This window comes from Pseudomonas sp. Fl5BN2 (assembly GCF_009908205.1).
In the GTDB taxonomy this organism is placed as follows: domain Bacteria; phylum Pseudomonadota; class Gammaproteobacteria; order Pseudomonadales; family Pseudomonadaceae; genus Aquipseudomonas.
The window spans coordinates 244417-257417 of sequence record NZ_JAAARL010000003.1 but is presented as its reverse complement, the minus strand read 5'-3'; the positions used below and the strand labels follow the sequence as shown (position 1 = coordinate 257417).

Here is a 13001-nt window from a genome sequence, read left to right as displayed (position 1 = left end):
CATGGCCACGGATTATTCCCATGGCGCTGCCCGGGAGTAAAGTTGTCACCACCCGCCCCCAAGGCTGCAATGGAACTGCCCTGCGTGAATCAGAAGAGAACCCGTATTCCCCGGCCCCATCCCAAGCCCGCAAACCACCGCAGCGGGGCCTGGCTATTCCTGTTGATCGGCATGGTGCTGCTGGCACTGACCGGGCTGCTGGCCTGGACGCTGATCGCTGCACTGCTCGATGGCCAGATTGTCACCAGCAACCGCGTCGGCCCGAAGCTCACCTACAACCACGAGCTGCAACCCACCCAGTTCTATTTCGAGCTGCTCTGGCAAGGCACCTCTACGCTGCTGCTGGGAGCATTGGCGGTTGCTGTGCTGTGGATCGGCCGGGTATTAATGAGCGCACAAAAAAACCGTCGCTGAGCACCGTCAGTTCCCTGACTCACTCCAGCCAACCAGGAACAACCGCCCATGTCCCTGTTGTCCCCATCCGACCTGCCAGCCACCCGCCCCGCCATCACCGGACCTGTGGTCGGTCCCAGCGAAACCTTCAGCGAGCCCACGGCAGATGGCGTGGTTCTGGGCGGCTTTGCCTGGCGACACGCCCAACCGGACCCGGCACGCGCCGTGGTGATCATCAACGCCGCCACTTCGGTGCGCTGCCGCTATTACTTCCGCTTTGCCGACTACCTGTTCGCCAACGGCTTCGATGTCATGACCTACGACTATCGCGGCATCGGCGAGTCGCGCCCGGCCTCGCTCAAAGGCTTCAAGGCCTCCTGGTCGGATTGGGGCTCGCTGGACTACGAGGCCATGCTCAAGCGCGCCCAGCGCGAGTTCCCCGGCCAGCCGATCGATGTCGTCGGCCACAGCTTTGGCGGCTGCGCAGTGGGCCTGGGAGCCTCCTCAGGGATAGTTCGCAGGGTGGTGACCATGGGCGCGCAGTTTGCCTACTGGCGTGACTACACTCCGCAACTGCGCTGGCGAATGCTCGCCAAGTGGCATCTGCTGATGCCGCTGCTGACGCGGTTCTATGGCTACTTTCCCGGCAAGCGCCTGGGCTGGATGGAAGACACCCCGGCCGGCGTGGTCAGCGACTGGTGCACCCCGCACTCACGCTACGAGGGCCGCCCCAGTGGCAGGACACTCAACAGCCGGGAGGACTCTCTGGCGTTCAGCCGGGTCACCGCGCCAATGCTCGCCATCAGTGTCAGCGACGACCCCTTTGGCACCATCCCGGCCATCGAGCGGCTGCTGGGCTATTACAGCAACAGCCCACGCACCCATCTGCGCATCAACCCCGAGGACATCGGCGAAACCGAGATCGGGCATTTCGCGTTTTTCCACAGCCGCTTCCAGACCCGGCTCTGGCCCGTGACCCTGGCCTGGCTGCGCCACGGCGAACTGGATAGCCAGGGCCCGGGGCACCAGGTGCCAGGGCCTCGCTAAGCCTGCGACTCAGGCAAAGGCGTTGATGAACCAGGTGATGATCGGGATCGCCACGATGTCGATCAACACCGCGCCACACAGCGGCACGATGATGAACGCCTTGTAGGAAAATACTTTGTAGTGATCACAGATCGCCCCCATGTTGGCCACCGCATTGGGCGTCGCACCCAGGCCATGGCCCATGAAGCCGGCACACAGCACCGCGGCGTCGTAGTTGCCGCCAAACAGGCGAAACAGCACGAACACGCACAGCAGAATCATGATCAACACCTGCACCACCAGGATCACCAGCAGCGGCAGGCCCAGTTGCTCCAGCTCCCAGAACTTCAGGCTCATCATCGCCATGGTCAGGAATACCCCCAGGCACACATCGCCGACGGTGCTCACGGCACTGTCGGGGATCTCGATGATCTGCGTGCGGTCGTTGAGATTGCGCAGGATGATCGCCACGAACATCGCCCCGACGTAGCTGGGCAGGACAATCCCCAAGTGCTGGTTGAGAGCGCTGCCCATCCAGAACCCCAGCACCATGATCACCAGGATGCAGGTCAGCAGGCGCAGCAGGGTGGGCGCATCCAGCGGCGCGAGCGGCGTAGTGGCGGCACTTTCCAGGTGTTGCAGGCTACTGACCTGATCGGCCTGGATCACCAGCTTGTTGCGTTCGATCAACCAGCGCGCCAACGGGCTGCCCAGCAGGCCGCCAGCCACCATGCCGAAGGTCGCCGCCGCCAGCGCTGCGGTGGTGGCGCCGACGGCACCGAGGTTCTCGGCAATCGGCCCGAACGCCGCCGCCGCGCCAAAGCCGCCTTCCAGGGACACCGCGCCCGCCATGATGCCCAGCAGCGGATCGATCCCCAGCGCCTTGGCCGTGCCAACCCCTACCAGGTTCTGCAGCAGGGCCAGGGACCAGCAGGCTCCCAGATAGACAAACAGAATCTTGCCCCCCCGACGCAGTAGCCCGAGGCTGCCACCCAGGCCGACTGTGGTGAAGAACGCCACCATCAACGGGCCCTGGATCGCCGTATCGAGCTTGAGGCTGAGCAACTGCTGGTCCCGCAGCAGCCAGACGATCAGGGCAAAGCCAAATCCGCCGATGACCGGTGACGGCACACACAGCTGGGTCAGCCAGCGGCTGCGCTTTTTCAGCTGCGCGCCCACCCCCAGAAGGATCAAGGCCAGCGCCAGCGTAGTCGGCGCGTCCAGTTCAAAAGTCAGCATGCGTGGTATCTCTTCTTTTTGTCGTTGTGGTGTCGTTCAGCGGGGGTCAACGCCCCGTCAGTGAATCAGGCTGGCCAGCAAGCGTGCTGCCACACGGGCGGTACGCTGGTCATGATCGAGCCCGGGATTGAGTTCGGCGATATCGGCGACCCGCAGCTTGCCGCTGGCACGGGCCCGCCGCGCCAGGTGCTCGACCACCTGGACATCGACGCCGTGAGCCGAAGGCGCACTGACCCCTGGCGCTTGGCTGGCGGGCAATACGTCCAGGCACAGGGTCATGTAGAGCACATCGATGCGGTCTAGAAAATCATCGACGAATGCCTCGATGGCCGTCATGTTCCAGCCCTGCATCTGCCGGTCCAGCAGATAGTGCACCTTGAGCTGGCGTGCCTGATCGAACAGTGCCTGGGTATTGCTCAATTCACTGACCCCCAGGCAGCAGTAGTTGAAGGGCAGGTCCGCCGCCTGGCAATACTCGGCGATCTGCCGAAAGGGCGTTCCCGAGCTGCTGTGCTGGGCATGGCGCAGGTCGAAATGCGCGTCGAAATTCAGGATGCCGATCCGCGGGCGCTGCGCCTGGCGCTCAAGGTGGTCGGCCAGGCCGCTGAAGCTGGCGAAAGCGATTTCATGGCCACCGCCGAGACCCAGGGGCAGATGCCCTTGATCCAGCAACCGGCTGAGCCGCTGGGCGTAGGCCTGTTGCGCCGCTTCCAGTTGAGCACCCTGGCAGCTCACATCACCCGCGTCGTACAAGCCACAGCTGCCATGCCAGGCCAGGTTGGCCAAGGCGCCGCGCAAGGCCTCGGGCCCCTGGCGGGCACCGGTACGCCCCTGGTTGCGCTTGACCCCCTCATCACAAGCCAGCCCCAGCAAGGCGATACCTGCGGCCTGGCCGGGTGCCTCGGGCTGCACCCATTGGTGCCAGCGCAAGGCCGCCGCGCCTTCGGCCAGGTCGCTACGGCCCTGCCACAGATGCATGGGGGGATGGACAGTCATGGGTTTGCTCCAGTCAATTCAGTCAAGTCGGGCGCTCAGGCGCTGCGCCGCTTCGCGGGTCCAGCGGATCAGCCGCTCGCTGTTCTGCCCGGCACGAAAGGCCGGGGCCATGAGGCTGATGGCGCCCTGCAAGCGCTCGCGGCTGTCCAGCAAAGGCGCGCTGACGCCCCAGATACCCTCATCGATTTCACTCAGGCTGACCGCATGACCGGCCTGGCGGATTTGCTCGAAGCCCTGCAGGTAGCCCGCGAACTCACCTTCATCGACGCCCTGCAGACGCAGGATCGGCAGGCTGCGCTCAGGCTCCATATAGGCCAGCAGGACCCTGGCCGAGGCCCCCAGCAATAACGGTTGGGCCAGGCCTTTTTGATAGCAGCAGCGCAGGGGCTGGGGGCTGTCCACCAGCTCGATGCAGATGGCCTGCCCGTTGCTGGGTACCATCAGCGCGACACTTTCCTGAGTGAGCTCGGCCAGGCGTTTCAACTCCGGCTTGGCCAGGGTCACCAGCAACCCTTCACGGTCGAATTTCTTCGCCAGTTGCAGGCAGGTCGGCCCGGGCACATAGCGACCCTGGCCGTTGTCTTCGGCCAAGCCCCAGCGCAACAGGGTCTTGAGGTGGCGATAGGTGCTGCTCAACGGCTGTTGCAAGTCTTGCGACAAGGCCTTGGCGGACATCGCCTCGGGGGATTGCCCCAAGGCCACGAGGATTTGCAGTAAGCGATCAGTCGGCGTGTGGTAGTTCATAGCGGCCTCTTGCAGCCATGGTGCATGGAGTTTCCCGCCGAATGAAATCAGATTCCCACTGAGTGGGAAAAACCCGACAAAAGACCCACGCGCTCGCTTCCAAGGCACTCCCGGGCAAGACTTCGGCGGTGCCCGCGGTCCGGCAGCAGATGCCGGATCGCGGATTTACTGGCATCCTTGCGCGCCTGACATGCCGCACGCCTGCCATCAGGCGCGCGCTGAACCATTTCGCAGCAAGGTAAGACGCCCATGGCCTCTCTGGACAAACAACACAAACGTGCCGCCCGGGCCAAAGCCAAGGCCAAGCAAAACCGCGCCAAGCGCAGTGCCCCGACCTCGGAACTGGAGCTGGACCCCAACGACAGTCGCCTCGACTTCGAGTCGGTGGACCTGACCGAGCTGTTCGTGAAAATGCGCGACGCCGAGAAAACCAGCCAGCAGGCCCTGTGCACGGTGTTCCTGCAGGATCCGTTACTGGAGCTGGTGTATGAACAGGAGGGCGAACAGGGCGCCACGGACTTCATCCTTGCGGCCCTGATCGAATACCGCAATTGGTCCACCGAGGCTGACGAGGCCACGGCGCTGGCCTGGATCGAGTCAGAGGCCTTCCAGGCCGACTACATGGCCGCGTCCCAGGCCTTGTTCAGCGCCGAAGGCTGAGCCTCGACCGCGGATGAAAAAAGGGCGCATTCAGCAATGAATGCGCCCTTTTCCATTTCCGCTACGGGAGCCGACCTGAAACTCAGACTGCTTCCAGCCGGGGGATTTCCATGCCGACACTGGCGCTGGCGAAACCCAGGTCGCCGCTAGCGATGGACTGAGCCTTGTAGCCTTCGCCGATCAGATCGCGGGCATAAAACTTGTTGTAGATGAAGCAAAACACGAAGTTGCTCAGGCTGAAGGTGAAGAAGCCCACCGCGAACATGATCGCCGCCCATTTCCAGTCGGAACGAAACAGTGCCGGGATGAAACCAAAAAAGAACACGGTCCAAGAAAAGCCGATAGGCGCAACTTTCATGGCTCCGGTGTTCGGGTTTTTGAAGATGATTTTAGTGAATGCCATGCGCGTCTCCTTGCCGCCCCATTTTGAGGAACCAATGATCGGGCGATCACCGTTGGCTCCTGAATGCTCGCTCTTCGAGCCGGGACTGTCGGCCATGCCTGAGGCAGGCGCGGCCAAGCAGGAGCAAGGGCCGGCGCGGATGGATCAAGGGAGAGAGGCAGAAGACGGATTCAGAGTCCCGACAAGTGTTCAATCCCTTGCAATACAGCGCCATTCCCCGGCTCCTCTCACGTTGCCACGCAAGAGCTCTTATCGAAGAATGCGCAGGCTACTATTTCGTCTGGGGGGCTGTCCATGAAACGCCCTCCAACGCGTCGCAAACCCAGTAGAAAGGCCGCTGTAAATGCTGACAACGGCCTTTTGTCCTTCAGAAGGTCACACCCTCGGCACCGGCCTCCGGTTGCTGCTCAAGTTCCTTGACCAGCGCCTGGCGGTACTGCTCCGCACTGACTTCGGTGAGAGTCGCGTAGCCGTCGTACTGGTAGAACCGCTGCTTGTCCCGGGCATGGCGCGCGCCGAGAAACTCCAAGCTCGCCAGGTCGATGCGCTTGGCACTCAGCGGCCGCCGGCCACAGAACAGCTTGCGCGTGCCCAACTGCAAAAAGTCCGGATGCGGCACCCTCACCTCTTCCGGGCTGAACGCCACCTCCAGCGGTTTGCCGGCAGAGAACATCTGTGTCGCGCAGAAGGCGTAGTTGCCCATGAAACGGGTGTGAGCCGGGTCGAGGCGTTTTTTGCTCTCGCGGTAGTAATACACCGCACCCTTGTCCCTACCCCAGCCATACCCACAGGACTCGAAGCTGGCCAGATCCGCCTTGCCCATCGGCTCAGGCACCAGGTAGAAAATCGTGTGGCAGAACAGCGTCTGGCCATCCGTCAGGTAGGGCCCGCCCAGGGCGCGGTAATGCTCGACAGGAGCCGAGGAGAAACGCTCGGGCACATCCGTCTGGGCATTGTGGAAAGGGATCAGGTACAAGCCATTGGCATCGCCGCACAGATGGGTGTCCAGCAGCTTGAAGCTGGCTGCATCCAGGCCATTGATCACGCGGCCATGGAAGTGCACCTGACGCCCCAGCTCAAAGCCCAGGCCAATGGCCCGCAGGGGTTGCGGCTCAGGCACCGGCTCAGGTCGCGCCTGCAGGCGGTGCCACCAGTAATCCTGCAACTGTGGATGGGCCTCGAAGAACGCTGCCCACTCTTGCAGCATCCCCTGGTCAATCACCCCACCCGAGCCCAGGGGGCCATGCCTGTCGCCCACCAGCACCGGCGAATACTCGTACTCACCGCGATTGAGCTGGGCGACCACAAAGCTCTGCACATCCAGCTCCAGCGGTTTGTTGCGCAGGTAGGCGCGATGCTCATCGGCGTAGTAGTCGAACCCCAGGTGGCGGAAGCTCGGGCCGTGGGCTCCCCGCAAGCGGGTGCCAGCGCAGTAGACGAACTGGTCGTCCACGGCAAAGTACTGGTCCGGGCTTGCACTATGGCCCAGCACTCGGCCACCGGCATCGAACAACGGCTGACAGCGGTTCAGCAGGCGAAAGTCGCCGACAAAACGCACGGTCTTGCCAGTCAGGTAGTAGGCCCGCTGGGCATCCTTGGCGTAGCGTTCGTTGAGCACACTGAAGGTCGTCAGGTCGACCTTATCGATGCGGTAGAAGTATTCGTAGGTCGTTTTTGAGCCCTGCTGCGCCTGGACGATTACCGAATGCCCGTCCGTGCCCCAGCGCCGGGCCAGCATCTGAAAGCCGTCCGGATTGATGATGGGCAACACCGATCCGTCCTTCTGGTGCAACGGTGTACCGCCCCGACAGACCTGGCCGTTGATCACCTGATAAGCCGGGTGGTTGGTGCCACGCACCTGATCCGCCGCACTGGCGATCGCTCGCCCGCCGAGAAAGACCTTGGCCCCGTCGCTGAACAGCACCGCGGCCGAAGGCCAGCTGTCCGCTACCGGCTGCAGGAGCGCCAGGCGTTCATGACGCACGCCCTCGATCACATTGAACCCATAGTCGTGGCAGAAATAGGCGCGCTCATGGTCGCGCCAATGGTCATGACCCAGGCTCTGCAGCCTTCGGCACACGCGCATCGGCAACGCCTGCAAAGGGTAGTAGCCATAACGCTCGAAGTAGCGGGGCAACCCATAGTAATCAACCCGGGCATCCCGCAGCAGTTGCCGCTGGGTCCGATGCCGCCAGAGCGGTTCGCCAGGCACCAGGGGGGAAACCGGAAAGTGCTGGGCCGCCGCCTGGCGCGCCTGCTCAGAGGGCGCCTGCCCGTCGAGCTGGAGCATCAGGTAGACGTCCCGCGCACACGCGTCCACCAGCAGCGCAGCGTCCATGAAGGCAAACCCTTGATGCCATTCAAGGTCGAGTATTTCCCACTCGGCAGAGTCCATATCCAGATGCTTCATCGCAACCTCCCAAGCTGACCGAGTGGCGGATTATCAGCAGGAGTCCACAGTCAGTAAAGCCACCGGCAGCCCCACCAGCGGGGAACCCCAGACGCGCCACGGGGCCAGGCGCCGGGTTTGATCCGGGGATGAAAAAGGCCGCGGTCATCACTGACAGCGGCCTTTTCGGTAGCAATGGGTCGAACCGTCAGTTCAGAACCAGTGCTCCCCTGCGTTCAGCCTTGCGCCGCCGTGCCACTAGCAGGCCGGCGACAATCACCACCACGCTCAGCAAGCCGGTGGCGAGGATCTCCACCCGGTGCTCTTCCTGGAACAGCATGATGCTCAGGATCGCGACGATGAACACAATCACCGCGTAGGTCAGGCCGGGGAACAGCCACATGCGAAAAGCGATCTTCTCACCGGCGGCCATGCGCTTCTGGCGCATGCGCAGTTGCGAAACCGCGATCACCAGGTACACCAGCAAGGCGATGGCACCGGAACTGGCCAGCAGGAACTCGAACACTGCAGCCGGCGCTACGTAGTTGGCGAACACCGCAAGGAACGCCGCAGCAGTGGACAGGATCACCGCCCAGTAAGGGGTGCCACTGGCGTTGGTGCGCTTGGCTGCGGCCGGAGCATCGCCGCGCTTGCCCAGGGAGAAGAGCATGCGCGAGGCGGTGTAGAGCGCCGAGTTCAGGCAACTGGTCACGGCCACCAGCACCACCAGGTCAACGATCAGCTTGGCGTTGGGGATACCCATGCGATCAAGCACGGTCTGGTAGGAGCCGACCTGGGCCAGGCTCGGGTCGTTCCACGGCACCAGGGCCACGACAATGAAGATCGACACCAGGTAGAACAAGCCGATACGCCAGATCACCGAATTGGTGGCCTTGGAGATCTGCTGGCCCGGGTTCTTCGATTCCGCCGCCGCAATGGTGACAATCTCGGTGCCCATGAAAGAGAACATGGTGGTCAGCATCGCTGCCAACACGGCTCCCATGCCGTTGGGCATGAAGCCCTGGGTATCCACCAGATGCGCGACGCCGCTGACCTGGCTGTTGGGCAGGAAGCCGAAGATCGCCGCCAGACCGAGAATCACGAAACCGATAATGGCCACCACCTTGATCAAGGCGAACCAGAACTCGAACTCGCCGTAGTGCTTCACGCTGAACAGGTTGGTGGCGGTCAGCAGCAGAGTGATCACCAGGGTGAAGGCCCAGATCGCCACGTTGGGGAACCAGGCGTGGAGGATGGTTGCCGCGGCGTTGGCCTCCAACGGGATCACCAACACCCAGAACCACCAGTACAGCCAACCGATGGTGAAACCGGCCCAGTGGCCGATGGCGCGATCGGCGTAGGTCGAGAACGACCCGGTGTCCGGCGAGGCTACGGCCATCTCCGCCAGCATGCGCATCACCAGCACTACCAGGGTACCGGCGGCCGCGTAGGCCAGCAGGACGGCCGGGCCGGCCTCGGCAATGGCGTGGCCGGAGCCGACGAAGAGACCCGCACCGATCACGCCGGCAATCGACAGCATGGTCACATGCCGTGGTTTGAGCCCCTGTTCGAGGTCATTGGAGAGTTGCGTACCGCTCATGAAAAGCACCTTTGCAACGAAAAAAGAGTCACTCCACCCGGTCTGCATTCGTTCTCGTAAAAAGAATCCAACAGGGCGTTCTTTATTTCGTACGCAAGAATTGCGCCAAAATGTTACAGGCTCCCGGACTCCGCGGGCTGGCGAACCGACCAACGGAAATCTCAAGTCATTGAGATTAATGGCATTTCGCCAGATCGTTACTGGCCGACTCACTTTGTAGGACGAAACAGTGCACCAAAAACACACCCAAAAAGTAAGGGATGTGCAAATAGAGTGCAGAACCATGGCCTTTGACCCGTTAACCCTTCCAACACCCGGCCAAAGCTGGCACCATCGCGCCTTTTTTTACGCGACACCCGCCGGATCCAGGGTTAAAACAGGCGTTCGGTTGTTGATGGGGCGACAGTCTTCTGTGCTGATGCGACAACCTGCCACACACCGCCTGTTTACCGCCGGTAGCGCTGTTGGCTGCGCTTTGAACCCTATGCTAGCTTGGCGCCTCGCCAGGAAGGCCGCCAACAGCAGGAGCACACTGAACTCAATGAGGACCGCACATGGCTGAGGCCACGCCCGCGCTTGAAATCCGCAACTTGCACAAACGCTACGGCACTCAGGAGGTACTCAAAGGTATCTCGCTGACCGCTCGCGACGGTGACGTGATATCGATCCTGGGTTCCTCCGGCTCCGGCAAGTCCACTTTCCTGCGCTGCATCAACCTGCTGGAAAACCCGCACCAGGGCCAGATCCTGGTAGCCGGTGAAGAGCTCAAGCTCAAACCCGCGAAAAACGGTGAGCTGGTGGCCGCCGACGGCAAGCAGATCAACCGCATGCGCAGCGAAATCGGTTTCGTCTTCCAGAATTTCAATCTCTGGCCCCACATGAGCGTGCTCGACAACATCATCGAGGCTCCACGCCGAGTGCTGGGCCAGAGCAAAGCCGAGGCCACCGAAGTGGCCGAGGCACTGCTGGCCAAGGTCGGTATCTCCGACAAGCGCCATGCCTACCCTTCCCAGTTGTCCGGCGGCCAGCAGCAACGTGCGGCCATCGCCCGGACCCTGGCGATGCAGCCCAAAGTCATCCTGTTCGACGAGCCGACTTCGGCGCTGGACCCGGAAATGGTCCAGGAAGTCCTCAATGTGATCCGCGCCCTGGCCGAAGAAGGCCGTACCATGCTGCTGGTCACCCATGAAATGAGCTTTGCCCGTCAGGTTTCCAGTGAAGTGGTGTTCCTTCACCAGGGCCTCATAGAAGAGCAGGGATCGCCACAGCAGGTCTTCGAAAACCCGCTTTCGGCGCGCTGCAAACAATTCATGTCCAGCAACCGCTAACGGAGCTACACGCATGCAGAGCTATAAGAAAATCCTCCTGGCCGCTGCCGTCACCCTGGCCTTCAGCGCCAGCGCTGCCGCCGAGACCCTGAAGATGGGCATCGAAGCAGCCTACCCGCCGTTCAATAACAAGGATGCCAGCGGCCAGGTCGTGGGCTTCGACAAAGACATCGGCGACGCCCTGTGCGCCAAGATGAAAGTCGAATGCAGCGTGGTCACCTCTGACTGGGACGGCATCATCCCGGCCCTGAACGCGAAGAAGTTCGACTTCCTGATCTCCTCGATGTCGATCACCGACGAGCGCAAGCAGGCGGTGGACTTCACCGACCCCTACTATTCGAACAAGCTGCAGTTCATCGCGCCGAAAAGCAAAGCCGACTTCAAGACCGACAAGGCCTACCTCAAGGGCAAGGTCATCGGTGCCCAACGCGCCACCCTGTCCGGCACCTGGCTGGAAGACCAGATGGGCGATGACATCACCATCAAGCTCTATGACACCCAGGAAAACGCTTACCTGGACCTGACGTCCGGCCGCCTGGACGCAATCCTGGCCGACAAGTACGTCAACTATGAGTGGCTCAAGAGCGAAGCCGGCAAGCCTTACGAGTTCAAGGGCGAGCCTGTGGAAGAAAGCGACAAGATCGGCATCGCCGTGCGCAAGGGTGATCCGATCCGTGCGAAGCTCAATGCCGCGCTGAAAGAAATCGTCGCTGACGGCACCTACAAGAAGATCAACGACAAGTACTTCCCGTTCAACATCTATTGATCTGACTCGCTCGGCCGCGCCCGCCCCCCGGGCGCCGGCCGGGCAACACCTGGCCTCCCCATGACTATCGACCTTCACGGATTCGGCCCGGCGCTTGCTGTCGGCGCGCTGATGACCGTCAAACTGGCCCTCCTGGCCATGTGCCTGGGATTGGTGCTCGGCCTGCTCGGCGCACTGGCCAAGACTTCCTCGCACAAGCCCCTGCGCTGGCTTGGCGAAACCTATTCGACCATCGTCCGTGGCGTGCCCGAGCTGCTCTGGGTGCTGCTGATCTACTACGGCACGGTCAACCTGATGCGGGCCTTGGGCGAGTTCTTCGGCAACCCCGAACTTGAACTCAACGCCTTCGCCGCCGGGGTCATCGCCCTCGGCCTGTGCTTTGGCGCCTACGCCACCGAGGTGTTCCGTGGTGCGATCCTGGCGATCCCCAAGGGCCACCGAGAAGCCGGTGTCGCCCTCGGCCTGTCGCGGCCGCGGATTTTCATTCGGCTGATCCTGCCGCAGATGTGGCGCATCGCCCTGCCCGGCCTGGGCAACCTGTTCATGATCCTGATGAAGGACACCGCGCTGGTGTCGGTGATCGGCCTGGAAGAAATCATGCGCCACGCGCAGATCGCAGTGACCGTGTCCAAGCAGCCGTTCACCTTCTACATGGTGGCAGCGGTGATGTACCTGGGCCTGACGATCATCTCCATGACCGGCCTGCACTATCTGGAAAAACGCGCAGCGCGCGGCTTTGTGAGGACCACGTAAATGGAATGGGAAGTCATCTACAAATGGCTGCCGAAGTTCATCCAGGGCGCCACGCTGACCCTGGAACTGGTGGGCCTGGCCGTGACCCTGGGGCTGCTGCTGGCGATTCCCCTGGGCATCGCCCGTTCGTCGAAGTTGTGGTACGTGCGTGCCCTGCCGTACGGCTACATTTTCTTCTTCCGCGGGACCCCGCTGCTGGTGCAACTGTTCCTGGTCTACTACGGCCTGGCGCAGTTCGACGCGGTGCGCGAGAGCGCCCTGTGGCCCTATCTGCGCGATCCGTTCTGGTGCGCCGTGGCGACCATGACCCTGCACACCGCGGCCTATATCGCCGAGATCCTGCGGGGCGCGATCCAGGCCATTCCACCGGGTGAGATCGAAGCCGCACGGGCCCTGGGCATGTCCAAGCCCAAGACCCTGTTCTACATCATCCTGCCCCGGGCGGCGCGGATCGGCCTGCCGGCCTACAGCAACGAAGTGATCCTGATGCTCAAGGCCAGCTCCCTGGCCAGCACCGTGACCATGCTCGAACTGACCGGCATGGCGCGCACCATCATTGCCCGCAACTACCTGACCGTGGACATGTTCTTCACCGCCGGGGTGTTCTACCTGGTGATGTCCTTCGTCCTGGTTCAGGTCTTCCGGCAACTGGAACGCTGGCTGCGGGTCGACGCCTGCCAGGGACGCTGATCCTCTCCCGCTCC

General features: G+C 62.4%; 13 protein-coding genes. 7 read left to right on the top strand and 6 right to left on the bottom strand.

What is annotated here, in order from left to right; genetic code table 11:
* Positions 1 to 84: 84 nt before the first annotated feature.
* On the top strand, positions 85 to 414 hold the full coding sequence (locus GV819_RS05660; RefSeq protein WP_161754316.1) for a hypothetical protein: 330 nt from the start codon (positions 85 to 87) through the stop codon (positions 412 to 414).
* Between the two features lie 48 nt (positions 415 to 462).
* On the top strand, positions 463 to 1440 hold the full coding sequence (locus GV819_RS05655; RefSeq protein ID WP_161754314.1) for an alpha/beta hydrolase family protein: 978 nt from the start codon (positions 463 to 465) through the stop codon (positions 1438 to 1440).
* A gap of 9 nt (positions 1441 to 1449) precedes the next feature.
* Here the strand turns inward: GV819_RS05655 and gltS are convergent, their stop codons facing one another.
* Genes gltS through GV819_RS05640 form a run of 3 tightly spaced genes read right to left on the bottom strand, consistent with a single transcriptional unit; the run spans position 1450 to position 4398 of the window.
* Positions 1450 to 2658, bottom strand: a complete 1209-nt coding sequence (gene gltS, locus GV819_RS05650; RefSeq protein ID WP_161754312.1) for a sodium/glutamate symporter — start codon at positions 2656 to 2658, stop codon at positions 1450 to 1452.
* 57 nt (positions 2659 to 2715) lie between these two features.
* Positions 2716 to 3654, bottom strand: a complete 939-nt coding sequence (gene hutG / locus GV819_RS05645; RefSeq protein ID WP_161754310.1) for a formimidoylglutamase — start codon at positions 3652 to 3654, stop codon at positions 2716 to 2718.
* Between the two features lie 18 nt (positions 3655 to 3672).
* Positions 3673 to 4398, bottom strand: coding sequence for an IclR family transcriptional regulator (locus GV819_RS05640; RefSeq protein ID WP_161754308.1), 726 nt, complete (start codon positions 4396 to 4398; stop codon positions 3673 to 3675).
* Positions 4399 to 4647: 249 nt separating this feature from the next.
* Here GV819_RS05640 and GV819_RS05635 point away from each other — a divergent pair, with 249 nt between their 5' ends.
* Positions 4648 to 5058: a hypothetical protein gene (locus tag GV819_RS05635; protein ID WP_161754306.1), complete on the top strand. Its 411-nt coding sequence runs from the start codon at positions 4648 to 4650 to the stop codon at positions 5056 to 5058.
* Positions 5059 to 5140: 82 nt separating this feature from the next.
* Here the strand turns inward: GV819_RS05635 and GV819_RS05630 are convergent, their stop codons facing one another.
* The 3 genes from GV819_RS05630 to gabP all read right to left on the bottom strand — a co-directional run bounded on the left by GV819_RS05630 (position 5141) and on the right by gabP (position 9450).
* Positions 5141 to 5461, bottom strand: a complete 321-nt coding sequence (locus tag GV819_RS05630; RefSeq protein ID WP_161754643.1) for a hypothetical protein — start codon at positions 5459 to 5461, stop codon at positions 5141 to 5143.
* 367 nt (positions 5462 to 5828) lie between these two features.
* Positions 5829 to 7871, bottom strand: a complete 2043-nt coding sequence (locus GV819_RS05625) for a DKNYY domain-containing protein (RefSeq protein WP_161754304.1) — start codon at positions 7869 to 7871, stop codon at positions 5829 to 5831.
* A gap of 187 nt (positions 7872 to 8058) precedes the next feature.
* Positions 8059 to 9450 (bottom strand): GABA permease, encoded by a 1392-nt coding sequence (gene gabP, locus GV819_RS05620; RefSeq protein WP_161754302.1) that lies wholly within the window; start codon positions 9448 to 9450, stop codon positions 8059 to 8061.
* Positions 9451 to 10004: 554 nt separating this feature from the next.
* On the opposite strand from gabP, the gene GV819_RS05615 reads away from it, so the two are divergent.
* Genes GV819_RS05615 through GV819_RS05600 form a run of 4 tightly spaced genes read left to right on the top strand, consistent with a single transcriptional unit; the run spans position 10005 to position 12987 of the window.
* Complete coding sequence (locus tag GV819_RS05615) at positions 10005 to 10778, top strand: ABC transporter ATP-binding protein (RefSeq protein ID WP_161754300.1); 774 nt, start codon at positions 10005 to 10007, stop codon at positions 10776 to 10778.
* Between the two features lie 13 nt (positions 10779 to 10791).
* The gene (locus tag GV819_RS05610) at positions 10792 to 11544 is read left to right on the top strand and encodes an ABC transporter substrate-binding protein (protein ID WP_161754298.1); all 753 of its coding nucleotides are present in this window, start codon (positions 10792 to 10794) and stop codon (positions 11542 to 11544) included.
* A gap of 60 nt (positions 11545 to 11604) precedes the next feature.
* Positions 11605 to 12297, top strand: a complete 693-nt coding sequence (locus GV819_RS05605; protein ID WP_161754296.1) for an ABC transporter permease — start codon at positions 11605 to 11607, stop codon at positions 12295 to 12297.
* Complete coding sequence (locus GV819_RS05600; RefSeq protein ID WP_161754294.1) at positions 12298 to 12987, top strand: ABC transporter permease; 690 nt, start codon at positions 12298 to 12300, stop codon at positions 12985 to 12987. It begins immediately after the preceding gene.
* The last annotated feature ends 14 nt before the right edge of the window (positions 12988 to 13001 follow it).

Bases quoted from the DNA above. Each gene is read 5' to 3' on its own strand.
- GV819_RS05655 (WP_161754314.1), top strand. From the start codon at position 463: ATGTCCCTGTTGTCCCCATCCGACCTGCCAGCCACCCGCCCCGCCATC.
- gltS (WP_161754312.1), bottom strand. From the start codon at position 2,658: ATGCTGACTTTTGAACTGGACGCGCCGACTACGCTGGCGCTGGCCTTG.
- hutG (WP_161754310.1), bottom strand. From the start codon at position 3,654: ATGACTGTCCATCCCCCCATGCATCTGTGGCAGGGCCGTAGCGACCTG.
- GV819_RS05640 (WP_161754308.1), bottom strand. From the start codon at position 4,398: ATGAACTACCACACGCCGACTGATCGCTTACTGCAAATCCTCGTGGCC.
- GV819_RS05635 (WP_161754306.1), top strand. From the start codon at position 4,648: ATGGCCTCTCTGGACAAACAACACAAACGTGCCGCCCGGGCCAAAGCC.
- GV819_RS05630 (WP_161754643.1), bottom strand. From the start codon at position 5,461: ATGGCATTCACTAAAATCATCTTCAAAAACCCGAACACCGGAGCCATG.
- GV819_RS05625 (WP_161754304.1), bottom strand. From the start codon at position 7,871: ATGAAGCATCTGGATATGGACTCTGCCGAGTGGGAAATACTCGACCTT.
- gabP (WP_161754302.1), bottom strand. From the start codon at position 9,450: ATGAGCGGTACGCAACTCTCCAATGACCTCGAACAGGGGCTCAAACCA.
- GV819_RS05615 (WP_161754300.1), top strand. From the start codon at position 10,005: ATGGCTGAGGCCACGCCCGCGCTTGAAATCCGCAACTTGCACAAACGC.
- GV819_RS05610 (WP_161754298.1), top strand. From the start codon at position 10,792: ATGCAGAGCTATAAGAAAATCCTCCTGGCCGCTGCCGTCACCCTGGCC.
- GV819_RS05605 (WP_161754296.1), top strand. From the start codon at position 11,605: ATGACTATCGACCTTCACGGATTCGGCCCGGCGCTTGCTGTCGGCGCG.
- GV819_RS05600 (WP_161754294.1), top strand. From the start codon at position 12,298: ATGGAATGGGAAGTCATCTACAAATGGCTGCCGAAGTTCATCCAGGGC.